This is a genomic window from Pseudovibrio ascidiaceicola, assembly GCF_900114245.1.
GTDB classification, from domain to species: Bacteria; Pseudomonadota; Alphaproteobacteria; order Rhizobiales; family Stappiaceae; genus Pseudovibrio; species Pseudovibrio ascidiaceicola.
The window spans coordinates 232,810-250,158 of the sequence record NZ_FOSK01000009.1 but is presented as its reverse complement, the minus strand read 5'-3'; the positions used below and the strand labels follow the sequence as shown (position 1 = coordinate 250,158).

The following is a 17,349-nucleotide window of genomic DNA, read 5'->3' as shown; positions in this document are numbered from 1 at the left end:
GTTTTCGCGCCAACAGCAACACGCTTCTAACCAGTTTGCTGAGAGGAGCTTGTGTATTCATGAGTTTAAACCTCAACTTCATCTCAACGCCCCAAAAGCAGATCATGAGCAGTGCACCGAAAACACGCAGTCTCAATCACCTTCTCAAAGGCGAAAGAGCCATTGTGCGAGAGATCGTGAGCGAGGAAACATCTGATGGACGCACTTTGGTCGTTCGCTTGAACGCACTAGGGATCAACATTGGGAAAGAGGTTAGCGTTATGCGGCTGGCGTGGTTGGGTGGCCCAATGTTGCTTCGTGTCAATCAGGTAACACAGGTTGCGATCCGACGTTCTGAAGCCCGTTGCGTTGTTGTGGAGGAGATCAAAGGCGATGAACCCTCGACCTGAGGCAGGTGCGCAGAGTACCCCACGCATTGCACTTATCGGCCAGCCAAACACTGGCAAATCCATGTTGTTTAATCGCATCACCAACGCCCGCGCCTCCGTTAGCAACTGGCCGGGGATTACCGTTAATGTAATGCGCGCCCGCGTTCCGTTGGCAGGGCGTAATGTGGAGTATGTCGACCTGCCAGGCATCTACAATCTGGAAGGTGGGTCTGAAGACGAAGCAGTGGTGAACCGGTTTTTGACAAAATTTCCAATTGATCTGGTTATCATCGTCATCAACGCAGCGCAGATTGAACGACAGATCCTGATGCCTTTGCAGGTGAAGGCACTAGGGCTACCCGCTGTTGTCATGCTCAACATGTGTGATGAAGCTCATAAGCTCGGTATCACGTTTGATCTTGAGCAGTTGCAGGATTCTCTCAAGATGCCGGTGGCTTTGATCAGCGCCAAATACGGCACCGGCTTTGACGATGCTATGAAGCAAGTTTCGGACAGTTTAAGCTCTGACTTTGCCAGCAAGCCGGTTTTGGCGGACTATGACTCGCTGTTCAAAACATTGATGACCGAGGAAACGCTTGATGATGCCTTGAAAGGCTGCGTGACCCTTCCAAAAATCTGGCCGAAAACACTGACAGAAAAGCTGGATCAGCTGTTCTTGCATCCACTGCTGGGCCTGCCCATGTTCTTCCTCAGCATGCTGGTTATCTTCTCCGTAATCTGGGAGATCGGTCTTCCCTCTCAGGATCTTGTAAGCCGAGGTGCTGACTGGATACAAACGGTACTGCTGGAGCCGGGATTGGCCTGGGCGCCCGTCTGGCTCAATAGCTTCCTGATCAATGGCATATGGCTTGGCCTGTCGACAGTCGCATCATTTGTGCCGCTTCTTGTGCTCTTTTTCTTTTGCATGGCTGCTGTTGAAGACAGTGGTTATCTGGCGCGTGCTGCCTTTTTGATGGATGCTCTGATGCGCCGCGTCGGGCTGGATGGGCGTGCCTTCGTGATGCAGATGATGGGATTCGGTTGCAATGTACCCGCATTAATGGGCACACGGGTCATGCGTACCCGCTCCTTGCGCCTTCTGGCTATGCTGGTTATTCCATTTTCGCTCTGCTCTGCGCGCCTTGCTGTATTCGTGTTTATCATCAGCGCCACGTTTCCCAGTTCCAAAGGTGCGCTGGTGTTATTCTCCTTTTATGTGATCAGCTTCCTCGCCGCTTTTTCAACGGCTGCCATCTTCAGCTTTTCCAAGCAGTTTAAGAGTCAGGAACCTTTCTTGTTGGAGATACCCCCTTATCGGATCCCGACCGTCAAACAGGTCTTACTTAGAGGCTGGGGGGAGGTGCGCGAGTTCATCAGAAGAGCTTCGCGCTTCATTATCATCGGCTGCATTTTGGTCTGGTTGTTAACGAACCTACCAGTTGGCGCGGAGGGATTGAGCACCTATGGCGGCCAACTGGGTGTTTTGCTTCAGCCGATCATGGAGCCAATCGGCATCAATCCGTATCTCACACTGGCACTGATCTTCGGTTTCATCGCCAAAGAGATCGTCATCGGGTCATTGTCCACGATCTACGCTTTATCTGCCAGCGGTGTTTCTCAAGCTATTTCAATGAGTGTCACACCGCTGGAAGCTTACAGTTTCTGCCTGTTTTGCCTGCTTTACACACCATGTCTAACAACCATTGCGACAGTGCACTCCGAAGGCAAGTCCTGGCAGTTCACCAGTTTCTCGCTGATCTTGTCACTAAGCTATGCCTGGCTGGTGTCATTCCTGTTTTATCAAGGCGCAAAACTCTTTGGATTTTAGGAAGACTTATTCCTCTTCCCAAAACCCCGCGATATAGCAGTTGTCGGCTTTGAAGCCGACTTCATTGCGGAAATGTTTGCGCGCTTTCTTCGCAGTTTTCTTTTCAGCAGCAAACCAGAGGAATGCCTCCTGAACCTCAGGAATTTCGACCTGCTTTGCGGCTTCAAGCAATCCGTCATGACCATCAACATCCCGATAGATCCATTCAAGGCTCATTGTCTCAGGCAAAGGGATTGGGGCTTCCATACCCTTTTTTGAAACACTGATGATCACCGTACCTTTTGCGTCTGCGGGAGAGCTTTCCAGAATGCGTGAAATGGCTGGAATGGCCGTTTCATCGCCAGCAAGCAACAGATAGTCAGCTTCAGGAATCCATCCGCCACCAGGACCAAGCAAACCAACTTTGTCCCCTTCGTTGACGCGAGCAGCCCACTCCGCCGTCGGTCCGCCCTCATGCAGGAAGACGTCAAAGTCGATGCTCTGTGCTGACCTGTCGAATTGACGGACTGTATAGACAGGACGCATCAGTTCATGATCGCCCTCAGGCCAGACTGTGCGACCTTTATCATCCCAATAAGGCCAGCGGGCCTCAAAACCCAGGTTTTTCGAAAACAACAGACGGAAGTGCAGCCCACCTTCAAAGAAGCGCTCGATGCCCTTCGCTGCAACGGTTACCCGTATGAAGTTGGAGCTGAAAGCCGCTGTTCTGACAACCTTAACTTCGAGAAAGTTGGGCGGGTAAACGCCTGCTGTAAAATCCCCGCTCCAGACCATCTGAGGTGGAATGTTTATATCAACGTGACCGATCAGATGCTCGATGCTCTCTTTCACCAAATGCAGGGCATCTTGGGATGATGCAGAGATCACGAGCTTTGCCTGCGTATCCACTTTCAGAAACTCGACCAGCCCGACAGGAGAACTTACACGGTAGTGCTCGCTGGTGACCTCCTCTAGTGTCAGATTATGAAGCTTTGCTTCAGCTCCAAACAGTTCAATAGCCTTGGCATACTCGATACCCGGAATGAGGCTTTCAATCTTATGAAGTTCTGTTGCTGTGGTTGTCATCAAAGTGCTCTTCTAAATTATTGAAGTCGTTAGTGGCATCAAGCTGGAACAACCAGCGGGGTTCCCTTCACCGGATCAGGCATCACATAGCACTCCAGACCAAAGGTTGATTTCATGATGTCTTGTGTGATGACCTTGTCAGCACTGCCCTGCGCTTCGATTTGCCCGTTCTTCATCACCACAAGATGATGAGCATAGCGTGCTGCGAGGTTGATATCGTGCAACACAGCGACGATCGTCATTTGCTGTTCTTCATTGCATCGCTTCAACAACTCAAGCAGTTCAATCTGGTGTGCAAGGTCAAGAAAAGTCGTTGGTTCATCCAGCAACAACAGATCAGTCTCCTGTGCCAGTGCCATTGCAATCCAGACACGTTGCCGCTGACCGCCAGATAGCGAACTGAAAGCTTTGTCACGCAGCTCAGTAATTTTTGTCATGTCCATCGCATTTTGAATGGCCACTTCATCCTGCCGCGACCATTGCCGCCAGACGGACTGGTGAGGCGTACGACCGCGGCTTACAAGATCACCAACCGTGATACCTTCAGGTGCAACAGGCATCTGGGGCAAAATACCGAGGCGCTTGGCAACCCCGCGTGTGGGCTGCTTGTGGATGGATTTACCATCCAGCAACACAGTACCCGCACTCGGTTTTTCCAATCGAGCCAATGACCGCAGGAGTGTCGATTTTCCGCAGGCATTCGGGCCAATCACAACCGAAACCCGCCCTTTCGGGACTGCCAGATTAAAGTCCTTAAGGACAACATGCGATCCAAACGAAAGCCCTAGATCCTTGGCTTCCAGCGGCGTATTTTCTTGAGGCTCAAGCATTAGATGAGGTTCCGTTTTGCCTGCCGGGCAAGCAACCAAATAAGATAGGGAGCACCGATAAGAGCTGTAAAAACACCCGTCGGCATTTGAAAAGCTGCAACCAATGTGCGTGCAGCGGTGTCAGATAACAACGTGACGAGAATACCAATCCCAGCAGCAAGGATAAGCGCTGACGATGGAGTTCTGGAAAGCTGGCGAGCTATTGGGCCAGAGACAAAGGCCACAAAAGGGATTGGGCCAGCAACTGCAACAGCTGTTGCTGTCATGACCACAGCAACAGCAACCAGAAGCAACCGCAGGCCATTCACTTTGAGGCCCAAGCCCGCTGCCAGGTCCTCATCGAAGGCAAGTCTGTCCAAAAAGTACTGCAGCACAACACCCAGTGCGCCCAGAACGACAAATGCGATGGCAACCGGTGCTATGTCTTCGCGTTGCACCTGCCCAAGACTACCGACGAGCCATTTTGCCATGTCAGAAGCACGCTGAATATCAAGCTGAGACATGAGAAAATCAGCACAGGCCAGCAGAGTGAACCCAATACCAATACCAACCATGATCAACCGGAACAGATCAAGCCCGCGGTGCCAGGACAGTGCGACCACAAGAAGCGCCGTCAACACTCCACCAGCCACTGCCCCCCAAAACACGTAGGCTGCAGATCCAAACAGGAAGATCGTCAACAATGCACCAAACGCGGCGCCTGCATTGAACCCAAGCACATCTGGCGATGCCAGCGGGTTACGCATAAGTGCCTGAAAGATTGCGCCGGACATGCCCATAAGACCGCCCACAAACACTCCGACGAGAATACGCGGCATCCGCACATCCAGAAGGATGAGTTGGTCCACACCGCCTTCCCCGCTGAAGAACAGCGGAACGATACGGTTTGCTGAGATTGGATAAGCTCCAAGCCAATGCGCAGCAAACAGTGCAACTAAGCTGAGTACCAGCAAGACTGCACCCACCACAGCACTGCGCTTACGCATGAGCAATGCACCGCCGGGTAACGGCACGACGAGATGATGACCGAGTAACTTCATGGAGACATCATCCTTGTTTTTCTGAGGAGACAGACGAAGAACGGACCACCTACCAATGCCACTGTGACGCCAATTTGCAGCTCACGACCTTCAAGCACTATTCGGCCAAGAATGTCTCCGGACAGCACAAACAACGCACCCAGCAAAGCTGAGAACAGCAACAACCAAGCGCTGTCCGCTCCACTGAAGCGTCGTGCCACATGCGGCACAACAAGCCCCACAAATGCAACAGGTCCTGCCAAAGCGACAGAACCGCCTGAGAGACAGACCACAGCAAACAAACTCAACGCCTTCACAAGACCCATTTTAGTGCCAAGTGACTTCGCTAAATCCTCACCAAGCGAAAGTGCATTGAGCCAGCGCCCGAGGAGAACGCAGGCAAGAAAGCCAGCTGCAAAGAACGGCCATAGTTGGAACAAGATCTCCGGCTTGACGCCTTGCAGTGAGCCAACCACCCAGAAGCGATAGGTTTCCAACGTTTGCTGACTGACCAGCAGTACACCACGCACCAATGCCAAAAGGAACGAGCTGACAGCTGCACCTGCCAAAGCCATGCGCAAGGGGCTGGCTCCGCCCTGCCCCAGATTGGCAAGCCCATACACCGCAATGCTCACCACAAACGCACCCGCCATTGCTGGCCAGATGAACATCCCGGCCGCAGAAATGCCTGCTCCCCAAATGGAGAGCACAACGGCCATAGAGGCACCGGCATTCACTCCAAACAATCCCGGATCAGCCAACGGGTTACGCGTCACGATCTGCATGATGGCACCAGCCATTGCCAGAGACGCGCCGATCAACAGCGCCCCAATGAGCCGCGGCACACGCATTTCCATAATCACGATATGATCTGGATTGCTTAGATCGGTTGCCAATAAAGCATCACTGATTGCTGAGAACGGGACTGCACGCACACCTGCACCAAGCGAAGCAACAGATAACACAGCCAGGATCAGCAAAAACAGGAGCGACCAACCACCACGAGATCTACCGGAAACAACAGAACCATCAGCAGTTCCAACACGTTGAGCAGCTTCAACAAACATCACCGCCCCTCCATTTGCTGTGCACGGGTGATGCCTGCCTCAACCGAAGTTGCAACAGGTGTTGCCGGGTCACCATCAATCGCCGCCGCGATCAACGGTTCCAGCTGGTCCAACGCAAAGTTCAGGCTCAGCGGTGAAGAATGCGAGAGCGCAGCAGCAATCATCGGCGTCGCCACCACCTCGCGCCCTTCTTTGTAAGCCCTCATGGTTGGGCGCAAGCGCAAGGTGTTGATTTGAGTGGCTCCTGAGCCAAAGTCGAGCCAGATCAGCACATCCGTATCAATCGGATCCAAATCCTCTGGCGAGACACGAACATAAAAAAGATCGCTGCGAACAAGCGCCTCAACTTTTTCGGAGACAACAAACCCAAGATCGCTCAGAAAACGCCCACGCAAATCTGACGAAGGATAGGCCCCAATATCACCTGGCCACACAACCACAGCAGACTTGCCGAGCCATGCCGGATTGCGTTTCTTAATGGCCGCAAAGCGCGCTTCCAGATCCAGCACCACCTGCTCACCTTTTTCAGGCTGTCCAACAGCTTTCGCGATCGTGCGCGTCATCTGCTGCCACGGCGTGCCGTAATCCCCGAAACGTTCTTCAGGCACGAGAACGGGCGCAATCTGCGAAAGTATCTTGTACTGAGAACGGGTCATTCCAGACCACAAACCCAAGATCAGATCAGGTTTCAGAGCAGCGATCTGCTCCACATTGATCTCACCCCACATGACTGTCGGCTTAGCATCCTCCAGAGCGGGCTGCGCCCAAGGCCAAACACCGCTCGGGTAATTGCCATACCAACGCCGAAGCGCTACCGGCTTCACTCCCAACGCCAGAAGGAAGTCATGCCCAATGAAACTGACAGAAACGATCCGTTTGGGCTCTGCTGTGACCGTCGTTGTCCCATACTGATGCTCAAAAACCACAGGAAACTCAGCTGCTGTCGTCTGCTGAATGCCCAGCAGGCTTACAGCAAGACACAGCAAACCGCTGTACAACAACAGCTCTATCTTCTTGATGCATGCGTGGATGGTTTGCATGTCACTCTCACAAAACCAGCCACGGACCGTAAAGCCCGTGGCATCAACGTATTTACTGATTGAGAAACTCTAGAAAGTACTGGTCAACTGCAACCGCAACTCACGCCCTCGGCCATAAGTACAGTTCATGGAATCCATCGTTGGGATAGAAAGCCCAAGTGATGGATCTGCCAGCGAGGCAGTTCCGCAATGGCTGATGTAGGACTTGTCAGCAAGGTTTCGTCCTGTGAAGGAGAGCTTCAGATTGTTGTATTCATAAGTCACCCCCGCATCGAGCAGTGTGACAGCGTCCAGCTGTACCGTGTTTTTTGTGTCTGCATAACGATCCCCCAGATAACGAGCGCCGGCAGCTATACTCAAGCCATCCAACCAGTTGCCCTGATCGGCAAAATCATACTTGAGCCAAAAGGACCCAGAATGTTCTGGCGTGCGCTCCAGCTGTTTGCCTGCCAGTTTGCCAGTCAGATCCTTGGTGATTTCTGTATCAAGGTAGGTGTAGCTGGCAAGCGCCGACAAGCCGTTGAACAACTCAATTGCCCCTTCTACTTCAATCCCCTGAGATCTTACCTCTCCGACCTGTGCTCGGTGTGCTGAATTATCTGGGTCAGAGACCACCAGATTGTCTTTGGTGATATGGAAGCCTGTAACACTGAAGAACCCGTTGAAGGCTTCTGGTGCATATTTCAGTCCAACTTCGAACTGCTCTGCTGTGGTCGGATCAAAGACTTTCCCGTCTGTGGTCACACCTGCTGGCGGAACGTCAAAGGAAGTACCATAGCTGACAAACGGAATGAATCCTATATCACTCACGTAAGAAGCACCAATACGGCCTGTAAGCGCAGTATTGTAGGTGCTTTCATGCGCTGCCATTGCTCCTGGAGAAGCAAGTTTTGCTCTGGTTTCAGTTGAGAGCCAGTCATGACGCAGGCTCAAATCAAGACGAAATTTGTCAAAAATCTTTGAGTTGGCAGCAGCATATACACCCGCTTGCGAAACCTTCTGGTCCTGATAACCGGTTTGCGGAGCCAGCAGTCCATCAACATAAGCATAAAATGCATTGTCTGCGACTGGGTTCCCAGTGGTCCCACCGGCCTTGAGAAGATTGCCCAAATTACTAGTGATATCACCCGTTTTCAGGTTTTTCTCACCTGCATAGCCGCCGCCCAGATCTGCTTCTGACTGACCTTTATAAAGATCGACACCCGCTACAAACTGTGTTGAGACCGCCCCGAATTCTTTGTCCCATTTCAACGCCGTGTCAACAGAGCCTTGCCACGCAGTTTCATCCACTTCGTTGGCAATGAGAACTGCAGTATCAATACCAGAAATGGCAGTTGGACTGCTGGTCAAACTATCAAAATCAAGCGCGCCGCCGTTATAAGCGCTATCATAGTTGATTTTGTTATAGGCTAAGCGGGCACGGTGATAGAGCTCAACACCGTCACCAAAATCGTGGTCCAGCTCGTAACCAATATAATGCTGGTCCCGGTTCAAACCCTTCCGATCCGGGTCTCCTGCAAAGGTACTATAATCAAAATCACCTTCTTGACCATTGCTCTTTAATGTACCCATGCTTGGCAGGATCTGCCAGCTGGCGCCCTGAATATCCTTCTGGTACTGCGCCAGCAAAGTCAGCTTGGTATTGTCGCCAATCTTAGCGGTAAGTGATGGAGCAAAATATAGTCGGTCATCTTTGACTTCATCCACCTGCGTATCAGAAAGCCGTCCTACACCGACCAAACGATAACTGATGGGCGACGCTTCGGACAAAGAACCCGTCACATCTGCAGCAATTTGCTTGCGGTTGTGATTGCCATATGAGGCCTGAATCTTGGCCTCAAAATCCTCCAGTGGGCGCTTAGTGACTGTATTCACCAGACCACCAGGCTGATTAGCCCCGATTAGATCAGAGGAAGGCCCGCGCAGCACTTCAACACGTTCCACACCAAACGGTTCAATGTTCCAACCACCCCACGCAAAGATGCGCAACGGCAGGCCGTCCCGGTAGTTCACACCACCTACACCACTTTCAAAGCCGCGAATTGTGTAGTTATCGTAGCGAAGGTCGAAACCATAAATTGCCGGCATCACACCCGCGCTATAGGAGATCGCATCCACAATAGATTCTGCGCCCTGATCTTCCATCTGCTGAGAGGAAACCACCGAAACAGAACGTGGTGTTTCCTCGATCGGCAAACCAATACGGCCTGCACTCGCTGTCTCAGTTGGGACATAACCCAGGGTCGGCGCCAACGCGTCTTCGGCGACGGAAGAGCCGTATACAACAACCTCATCCAGATCCTGATTGGGAGGTCCCGCCTCTTGCGCATTCGCAATTCCAGCAAACAGCAGCAAGCTAATAGAGGAGCCAGACAGAAGCGCAGACTTGTAGTGGATGCCCATGTTTCAAACACCTATCCCACTGATAATCGCTCCAAAGGTGTCTGGCTTCTGGCTTGACGGTTAATTTGGATGGAGCGCAATCATTTGATTTTTCAAAATTTTTAGAAATTGCGACAGCTTCAGGCCTAACGATCAAAAAGTTGAGCAATAACTCGATTTTTAATCTAGTAGATAACATGACTTTATAAGTCAAGATATTCAGTGAGTATATCTGCTGATTCTTTTTTAAAGGGCTTGCCTCTGGAAATCTTGTTGGGCAGAACACAGGGAAGCGAGATTTACAAAGGACAGCCAGACCATGCCATCCATGAACGCGCAATCACTCGCTTTGCGAAAGAAAGCCAAACAACAGCGCTCACGTGAAAAGATCGAACTGATCCTGCAGACAACATTGGATATGCTGAGCGAAGGCCAGGTTGATCGGATCAACACCAATGAGATTGCCCGCCGCGCTGGTGTCAGTGTGGGCTCGCTCTACAACTTCTTTCCCAACAAACAATCCATTCTTTATGAGTTGTTTCGCCGTTGGCTGGAAAACGCTCTTACCGGACTTGATGAACTGGATACCCGCTACGATGGCAGCGAGCCGATCCGGGATTATATCGATGACATGTTCGAGCAAATGGCAATCAGCTATGACGCCAACTCTGCAGGTCACTGGCAACTACGCCGCTCCATGAACTCATCCAAAGAGCTGTCAGAGCTTGAAGAAGCGCACGTGAACCAAATTCTGGCACGCTTCATCCGTATTCAGGAAAAGTTTGGCCGCCAGCTGCCACACAATCCTCAGCGTCTCGCCTATCTCCAAAACCTCATCAGCGTCTCCTGCCTCAACATCGTCGCCCTCACAACAGATGAACAAGAACGCAAAACCGTAATGCACTGGTGCAAAAACCTGCTCTATCTTGTGTTTGATGTTGAGAGGTTGGAGCAATGACAGTCTCTATCATGCTGAAGGCTGGCGACTTTTTTGCACATAAGGCACCATGCGTCCCCTATTACGGAGAGATAATTAGCCCCTGCAAATAAGCATCACCAAACAATGGATATATCCTACCTACCTCAGTTCTCACCATCCAGATCAATCGGATCGCTATCAAACGAGAGTCCTGGGACAAGGGCGACAGAACCGTCTTTTTCTTCCTTTGCGGCCAGTGATAAGTGCAAAGTTCCCATCGAACCCACTTCCATGATCGCGAAGAGATAGGGATCGTCCAAGGTTCCCGTTCCGGTTGGGGGGTCCAGGTGACCAGTTACGAGGCCAACCAGTGCGGCTCCCCATGCTTTTAGAGTTTTTCGGTCTCTGGCAACTTTTTGAACCCAGTTTTCAACGGTTTCAGGCACGTCTCCGCCATTCGTGATCAGCGAGAGCCAGTCAATGGCAGGCACTTCCCCCAGATCGCCGACATGGCCTCCAAAACCGATAGCTGGAAAAAGAAGCGGGTTCCATTTGCTGAACTCCTCAGCACTATCACTGTGCCCCTTCTTCAAGGCATTTAGCGCATTGCTCAGGCACCCATTGAGATCTTTGCTGACGGTTTTCAGCTGCTTACGCAATTGAGCAACTGGGTCTTTCAACCAATCTTTGTTGAGTTTGTATTCTACAGGATCTTTTCCCTCGGGAAGAAGCAGCCCAACCAGCAGTCCAAACTCCAAAGTTGCGGCATCCAGCTCGCCCGCTCCTATTGTTTTTCTCATATCAAACTCCTCACGGTATCTGCATTAAAACGCTTGTGAGGAATGACGAGAGCCTGACGAACGCGTGAGATTCTGGAACTTTAGAACTCAGCAGATGGTTAAGAAATGAGAAACCCATCAACGTGGAAGGCGGTCTTCATGAGCGAGCTTAACTCCAATGAAACCGTTAAAGTTCTCATAGAACTGTCCGGCCCGACTTAAACAACGGCTTACCTCAGTTCCATTAGGCAACGCTCACTACCTCTTTTTATCGCTAGATAATAATTACATATCACCATAGGAACGACCGCATGCTCCCCCAGAACGAGGAGACCTGTAATGAGCTTGGAAAACCCAAACGCTGGTGAAGATGTAAATGCTCTTGAAGGGATTATGAGCACCTATCACTCAGAAATCGCAGACAACACCATTTTGCTGGCAGAACTGGCCAAACTGAAAGATTTTCTGGAACACAGCGGCCAGCACTCCTTAAAAGAGCGCTTACAGGTCTTCGATCATATTATCGAAGAACTTCAGGAAAACTCAGGTGATCACCTTCGCATGACGGAAGAAAGCCCTCAACTGGATCACAACGAGATGGAAGCCAACCGTCATTTGGATGAACAGGAAACCTTAAGGGACGCGCTGAACAGGTTCGGTTCCCGCTACCTGAACTGACTTCCATCGCAAAACACTCAAAAGCATCACCAGCTATGAAGTGCTGCGTACGCCCCAGCACGTAGCACAGCAGTTTTAATTTGACCGTCCCTTCCCTTCGTATCATGCCTGAAAGCAGGACGGAGGCTGTCATGCATGTGCTGCGAAATCTGATTTTAGAAAATGAAAACACACTGATAGACCGCATATTCTTTTATGCCAAAAGTCAGGGTTACACGCAGTACACAGCCACACTGCGGGAGGCATGGCGAATATCAGTTGAAGGCCTCTCGAAATCCATTGTCAAAGCGATGGAGTGTTATGACACACCGCCTGAAATTGATGTCAGCTCCGATTTTTCCAATCATCCCTTCGCTGCATTTGGCGTAAAGCAAGCCAGGAGCCACCGATCCAGAGGTGTAACACTGGGCTATTTCCTCGGTCTGACAAAGTACTACCGCCGCGCTTATCTGGACCTGCTGGAAACACAAGGGTTTTCAGAGACAGATTGTGCCAGATATCGCGCCTACTTACTGCGCTATTTCGATTTCATGGAACTTGGGTTTTCAACCGAATGGAGTGGTGTTGCAGAAGATAAAAAACTGCATGAGGCTTATGAAGAAAACCGCCGTATCACCAATGAGAAGAACAAGTACCTCACCATTCTGGAGAGCTTGAGCGACCCAATCGTGTTGATGGACGAGGACGGCAAGGTCAATGATCTCAATTATGCAGCACAAGCTGTTTTCTGCGGGTTGCAGAACACCAACATCAAATACGTCAACGCCGCGACACGAGAACTGCTGACAAACCAGCTACAGGCGTACTTGCCGCAAAAGCTGGAAAGCTGCTTTACAGACATCACGCTGGATACCTCAATTGGTCCACGCGTTTTTGATATTCGCGCCCAACATATCGTCGACTTTAGCCGCAAGTTTCCGGGCATGATCCTTATCCTCAATGATGTCACCGATCATAAAAAGGCAAAGGAAGAAGCTGAAGCGGCCAACAGCGCTAAGTCCACGTTCCTCGCTTCCATGAGTCACGAAATCAGAACGCCGCTGAACGGTGTGCTTGGATTAGCAGATCTCCTTAAAGATACAGACCTGAACCCAGAGCAGCACCGTTATCTGGATGGCATCATCTCTTCCAGCGAAATGCTGCGCTCAATCCTCAACGATGTGCTGGATTACTCTAAGGTGGAAGCAGGTTCACTGGAATTGGAGACCGTTGATTTCAAGATCCGACAAGTCATCAAGCAAGTCATCGATTTGACACAACAAGACGCGGAGACCAAAGGCCTACGGCTTCACATAGATGTACATCCTCAGGTTCCAGAGATACTGCGGGCTGATCCCACCAAGATCAGGCAGATCCTGTTGAATTTCGTTAGCAATGCCATCAAGTTTACCAATGCAGGTTCCATCACCATCGGTGTACATATTCCTGTAAGCAAGATCCGACAGGCCCGATGTCTTCAGATCATGGTGACGGATACTGGAGTGGGTCTGCCCACCGGAGATCACGGCTATCTGTTTGAACCATTTGTACAGCAAAACGCCGCGATCAATCGCTTATTCGGAGGAACTGGTCTCGGTCTTGCAATCTCAAAACGGCTGGTCAACGCGATGGGTGGCGAAATCGGTTGCCGCTCTAACCAAACTCAGGGCGCAAGCTTCCACTTCACCATTCCGTTCTACGAAACGGATCAAACTGTCAGCGTCATTGAAGATAAACAGGATACCTGGAAGCCGAAAAAACTGAAAATCTTGTTGGTTGAAGACAATAAGGTCAATCAGTTAGTGACTGAAGGCTTTCTCGAAAAGGCAGGCCATAGATGTTGCACAGTTGGCAGCGGGGAAGATGCATTGGCCCAGTTGAACCAGCACCACTTCGATCTGGTGCTCATGGACAATCGCATGCCCGGCCTCAGCGGCACAGATACCATCGCCCGGATCCGTGCTTCTCACTATCATCACATCTCAAGCATTCCTGTTATTGTACAAAGCGCCTGCATCTTCCTAGCTGATATCGAGAAGAGCTTCACTGCTGGTGCCGATGGGTTCCTTGGCAAGCCGTATTCCCAAGAGGACCTTGAGGATGCCATCGCCTCCTGCCTCTCTGACAGAGCCATGTTTGCACGTAAATCCAGACAGACATTGCAGGAGCAACCTACAGAGCTCATTGATACAACAGTGTTACGTGGTCATTTCGAGATGTTGGGAGAAGTCCGCGCTAAACGCATTTTCGATGCATATATGCAAACATCGCGCTTCATCATTCCAGAGCTACGAAACCACATCGCAACCCAAAACTTCTCCAAGATCAGAGACAAGGCGCACAGTATGAAAGGTGCCTCACATAATGTGGGCCTCATTCATACCGCTGATCTCGCAGAGCAGTTGGAACACGCAGCTCAAAATGAGGAGAAACACAAAACTATGGAGATCTTCAGCGCTCTGGAGGTGACCTATACAGCCTCAAAGCACAAGCTGAACGAAACCTGGCTCAGTTGCCTGACGAAAACGTCGACAAGCCCATAAGCGCCTTCAGTACGCGCCAGTAAACACGTAGCCCACACCATGCACGGTCATGATCAAAGTCGGATCTTTGGGGTTAATCTCAATCTTACGGCGCAACCGGCCAATCAGCACATCAACAGTTCGGTCGCTGGGGTCCCATTCCCGGTGGTTCAGGTGATCCAGCAGATTATCACGAGTGAGCACACGGCCCTTGTTCTCAACCAGCGCAGAGAGCAACTCAAATTCGCCGCGTGTCAGTCGAACGTCTTCCCCTTCAGGAGACTTGAGCCCACGTTTATCTAAATCCAGAACCCAGCCTGAGAAACTCAACACACGCTCATCAACAACACAAGACACTCGCCCTGCTCTCACACGGCGCAAAAGGTTCTTGGAACGCGCCAGCAACTCACGCGGACTAAACGGCTTGATTACATAGTCATCCGCTTCCATCTCAAGCGCAACGATCCGGTCTACTTCATCTGTCCGGCCCGTCACCATGATGATCCCGACGTCGGACTTCTTCCGCACGTCCTTTAAAAGCGTCAGACCATCATCATCAGGCAATCGAATATCAAGCATAATCAGGTCCACATCACCACCAGCAAAAACCGAACGCATCTGCGCCCCGTCTTCTGCTTCAGAAACACGGTATCCTTCAGTCTCAAAGTATCCGGAAAGTGCGACGCGGCTGGTCAGGTCATCATCAACGACCAGTATATGTGCCTTGTTTGTCATATGCTTGTTGTCGGCTTGTGTGTTTACATCATGTTTACACCATTCTACACCCCGTTCATATTTCCTCCAAACGCTATTTACAACCTTAGTCTAATTCTCTGAGCATTGAACGGACCGACTTGTCCGAGAGTGCAAAAGAGATAGAAGATGAATATCTGGCGACTCCTGCGGACGAAAACCGCAATATTTCCAATAAGCTTATTACTGTTCGGCACATTTGCAGGTGGCGTCGTGTTCTGGGGCGGTTTCCATACCGCAATGGACTACACAAACACTCTGGAGTTCTGCGTCTCGTGTCATGAAATGCGCAGCACCGTCTACGAGGAGTACAAGAAATCTCCGCACTTCTCGAATGCATCCGGTGTTCAGGCAGTCTGTTCAGATTGCCACGTGCCCAAAGAAACTTACCCAAAGATCATTCGCAAGATCGAGGCTGCCAAAGAGGTCTACTCCAAACTCACTGGTAAGATCGATACCAAGGAGAAGTTTGAAGCCCATCGCCTGACCATGGCTAAAAGTGTCTGGGCAGAGATGGAAGCCAACGACTCCCAGCAATGCCGCAACTGTCACAAGCAAAGCTCCATGGACTTTGCAAAGCAGCACCCCAAAGCCTCTGAAACCATGCAGAAGGGCTTCAAAGACGGCGAAACCTGCATCTCCTGCCACAAAGGCATCGCTCACAAACTGCCGGACATGTCTCAGGGCTACAAAGCTATGTATGACGAGCTCAAGGCCCTGTCAGTAAGCGAAGGCGCAACAGCAGAGCACCTTTACGCCATAACCAGCAAACCCTTCTTCGTTGATCAATCAAAAGCGAAAAGCAACGGCAAAAGCGATGGTCGCATTCTCGGCGGAACCGACGTCACCGTTCTGGAGCGCCGAGGCGAATTGCTCAAAGTCCGCATTGCTGGTTGGCAGCAAGATCAGGTGGACCGGGTGATCTATGCCCTCAGAGGTCAGCGTATTTTCTCCGCCACAGTTGGCAAGAAGGTAACTGACAAAATCGAACGCTTGAAAACCGAAGTTGATCCGGACACTGAGCTCACCTGGCATCAAGTACAAATCGATACATGGGTCTCAAAGGAAAACCTGATTTCAGATGGAGATCAGCTCTGGAGCTACACCAAAGAAATGTATGGCGCGGCCTGCTCAACATGCCATGGCCTGCGCGATCCTGAGCACTTCCTCGCCAACCAATGGATCGGCTCTTTGAAAGCCATGAAGCGCTTCATTTCGCTGGACAAAGAGCAATACCGCATCTTGCAGAAATACCTGCAGCTCAACGCAAAAGACACAGGCGGGAGTAAAGCTCATGGGTAAACACGACACCATCATCCTGTCCAACAACGATAGGTCTCTGGTCTACCGCTGGCTGGCAAGCTTCTTCACCAGCGAAGTGAAAATAGAAACTCTGGAGAGCTACAGCTCTCCAGAAGGCCGAGCCCTTTTGGATGTCTTCTCACTGGCACCAGCACTAGCACCATTTACAGGCGAGCTCACCAAACTGACAGAACTGCCCCGCGAGAGCTATCAGGCGAAGGTACTCGATCTGGCAACCGCGTACTCCCGTCTGTTTCTAGGCGTTGGCGGACAGCATTCTGCCCCTCCTTATGAATCAGCCTTTTACAACGAAAAAGGCACGCTCTTCCAAAAGCCGACAGCAGACATGAACAAGATCCTTCAGGATCTGGGCATCTCCATCGAAAACTCGCTGAAAGAACCAGCTGATCACCTCGGTGTCCAACTCAACGTATTAGCGGAATACATCGACCGCGAAGCACTGGCCGAAGCCAACGGTAATCACGAGACTGCATACACTTTGCATCAGAGCCAGATCTGGTTCCTCTCAAACCATCTCCTGAACTGGGTGCCCTCCTTTTGCGAGAGCTGTAAGCGCTTTGATAAATCAGGCTTTTACAAAGAGTTGGCCGATGGTCTCAACACTTGGCTCGCCATGGATTCTGCCCACTTGAATGAGGCAGAAGCCACCACCTGACCACCTCCATTTACAACCTGTTTACTCGATTTTACATCCCGTTCAATCAACGCGCGAACCACGTTTACACGCAGTGACTAGGGTGAATCTCAAGAGAAAACAGGCTGTTTTCATCGAGCAACTTGCTCAACTCATCGATTGT

At 51.0% G+C, this 17,349-nt stretch carries 15 protein-coding genes; 7 read left to right on the top strand and 8 right to left on the bottom strand.

Features of this window, described 5'->3' with window-relative positions:
* Nucleotides 1–59 precede the first annotated feature (59 nt).
* Complete coding sequence (locus BM231_RS18060; RefSeq protein WP_093521503.1) at nucleotides 60–389, top strand: FeoA family protein; 330 nt, start codon at nucleotides 60–62, stop codon at nucleotides 387–389.
* A complete protein-coding gene (gene feoB, locus BM231_RS18055; protein ID WP_093521501.1) occupies nucleotides 373–2,196 on the top strand; it encodes a ferrous iron transport protein B in 1,824 nt (607 codons plus the stop codon). The genes BM231_RS18060 and feoB overlap by 17 nt, the downstream gene beginning before the upstream one ends.
* 6 nt (nucleotides 2,197–2,202) lie before the next feature.
* Here feoB and BM231_RS18050 read toward each other — a convergent pair whose 3' ends face one another.
* The 6 genes from BM231_RS18050 to BM231_RS18025 all read right to left on the bottom strand — a co-directional run bounded on the left by BM231_RS18050 (nucleotide 2,203) and on the right by BM231_RS18025 (nucleotide 9,620).
* Nucleotides 2,203–3,261 carry a siderophore-interacting protein gene (locus BM231_RS18050; protein WP_093521499.1) on the bottom strand — a complete coding sequence of 353 codons (1,059 nt, stop codon included), beginning with the start codon at nucleotides 3,259–3,261 and terminating at the stop codon, nucleotides 2,203–2,205.
* Nucleotides 3,262–3,299: 38 nt separating this feature from the next.
* The gene (locus BM231_RS18045) at nucleotides 3,300–4,091 is read right to left on the bottom strand and encodes an ABC transporter ATP-binding protein (protein WP_093521497.1); all 792 of its coding nucleotides are present in this window, start codon (nucleotides 4,089–4,091) and stop codon (nucleotides 3,300–3,302) included.
* Entirely contained in the window at nucleotides 4,091–5,131 is a 1,041-nt protein-coding gene (locus tag BM231_RS18040) for a FecCD family ABC transporter permease (RefSeq protein WP_093521495.1), read from the bottom strand. The genes BM231_RS18045 and BM231_RS18040 overlap by 1 nt, the downstream gene beginning before the upstream one ends.
* On the bottom strand, nucleotides 5,128–6,177 hold the full coding sequence (locus tag BM231_RS18035; RefSeq protein WP_093521493.1) for a FecCD family ABC transporter permease: 1,050 nt from the start codon (nucleotides 6,175–6,177) through the stop codon (nucleotides 5,128–5,130). Before BM231_RS18035 ends, BM231_RS18040 begins: the two co-directional genes overlap by 4 nt.
* The gene (locus BM231_RS18030; protein WP_093521484.1) at nucleotides 6,177–7,217 is read right to left on the bottom strand and encodes an iron-siderophore ABC transporter substrate-binding protein; all 1,041 of its coding nucleotides are present in this window, start codon (nucleotides 7,215–7,217) and stop codon (nucleotides 6,177–6,179) included. Before BM231_RS18030 ends, BM231_RS18035 begins: the two co-directional genes overlap by 1 nt.
* Before the next feature lie 69 nt (nucleotides 7,218–7,286).
* Nucleotides 7,287–9,620: a TonB-dependent siderophore receptor gene (locus BM231_RS18025; RefSeq protein ID WP_093521483.1), complete on the bottom strand. Its 2,334-nt coding sequence runs from the start codon at nucleotides 9,618–9,620 to the stop codon at nucleotides 7,287–7,289.
* A 298-nt stretch (nucleotides 9,621–9,918) separates the two neighbouring features.
* Between BM231_RS18025 and BM231_RS18020 the strand changes: the two genes are divergently transcribed.
* Complete coding sequence (locus BM231_RS18020; RefSeq protein WP_093521482.1) at nucleotides 9,919–10,557, top strand: TetR/AcrR family transcriptional regulator; 639 nt, start codon at nucleotides 9,919–9,921, stop codon at nucleotides 10,555–10,557.
* Between the two features lie 125 nt (nucleotides 10,558–10,682).
* Here the strand turns inward: BM231_RS18020 and BM231_RS18015 are convergent, their stop codons facing one another.
* Nucleotides 10,683–11,318: a hypothetical protein gene (locus tag BM231_RS18015; protein WP_093521481.1), complete on the bottom strand. Its 636-nt coding sequence runs from the start codon at nucleotides 11,316–11,318 to the stop codon at nucleotides 10,683–10,685.
* A 318-nt stretch (nucleotides 11,319–11,636) separates the two neighbouring features.
* Between BM231_RS18015 and BM231_RS18010 the strand changes: the two genes are divergently transcribed.
* Together BM231_RS18010 and BM231_RS18005 are read left to right on the top strand one after the other, a co-directional pair.
* The gene (locus BM231_RS18010; protein ID WP_063312099.1) at nucleotides 11,637–11,975 is read left to right on the top strand and encodes a hypothetical protein; all 339 of its coding nucleotides are present in this window, start codon (nucleotides 11,637–11,639) and stop codon (nucleotides 11,973–11,975) included.
* 131 nt (nucleotides 11,976–12,106) lie between these two features.
* On the top strand, nucleotides 12,107–14,497 hold the full coding sequence (locus BM231_RS18005; RefSeq protein WP_093521480.1) for an ATP-binding protein: 2,391 nt from the start codon (nucleotides 12,107–12,109) through the stop codon (nucleotides 14,495–14,497).
* Nucleotides 14,498–14,503: 6 nt separating this feature from the next.
* On the opposite strand, the gene BM231_RS18000 is transcribed toward BM231_RS18005, so the two are convergent.
* Nucleotides 14,504–15,211 (bottom strand): response regulator, encoded by a 708-nt coding sequence (locus BM231_RS18000; protein ID WP_093521479.1) that lies wholly within the window; start codon nucleotides 15,209–15,211, stop codon nucleotides 14,504–14,506.
* Between the two features lie 147 nt (nucleotides 15,212–15,358).
* Between BM231_RS18000 and BM231_RS17995 the strand changes: the two genes are divergently transcribed.
* Nucleotides 15,359–16,531 (top strand): NapC/NirT family cytochrome c, encoded by a 1,173-nt coding sequence (locus BM231_RS17995; protein ID WP_093521478.1) that lies wholly within the window; start codon nucleotides 15,359–15,361, stop codon nucleotides 16,529–16,531.
* The gene (gene torD / locus BM231_RS17990) at nucleotides 16,524–17,207 is read left to right on the top strand and encodes a molecular chaperone TorD (RefSeq protein ID WP_093521477.1); all 684 of its coding nucleotides are present in this window, start codon (nucleotides 16,524–16,526) and stop codon (nucleotides 17,205–17,207) included. The genes BM231_RS17995 and torD overlap by 8 nt, the downstream gene beginning before the upstream one ends.
* The last annotated feature ends 142 nt before the right edge of the window (nucleotides 17,208–17,349 follow it).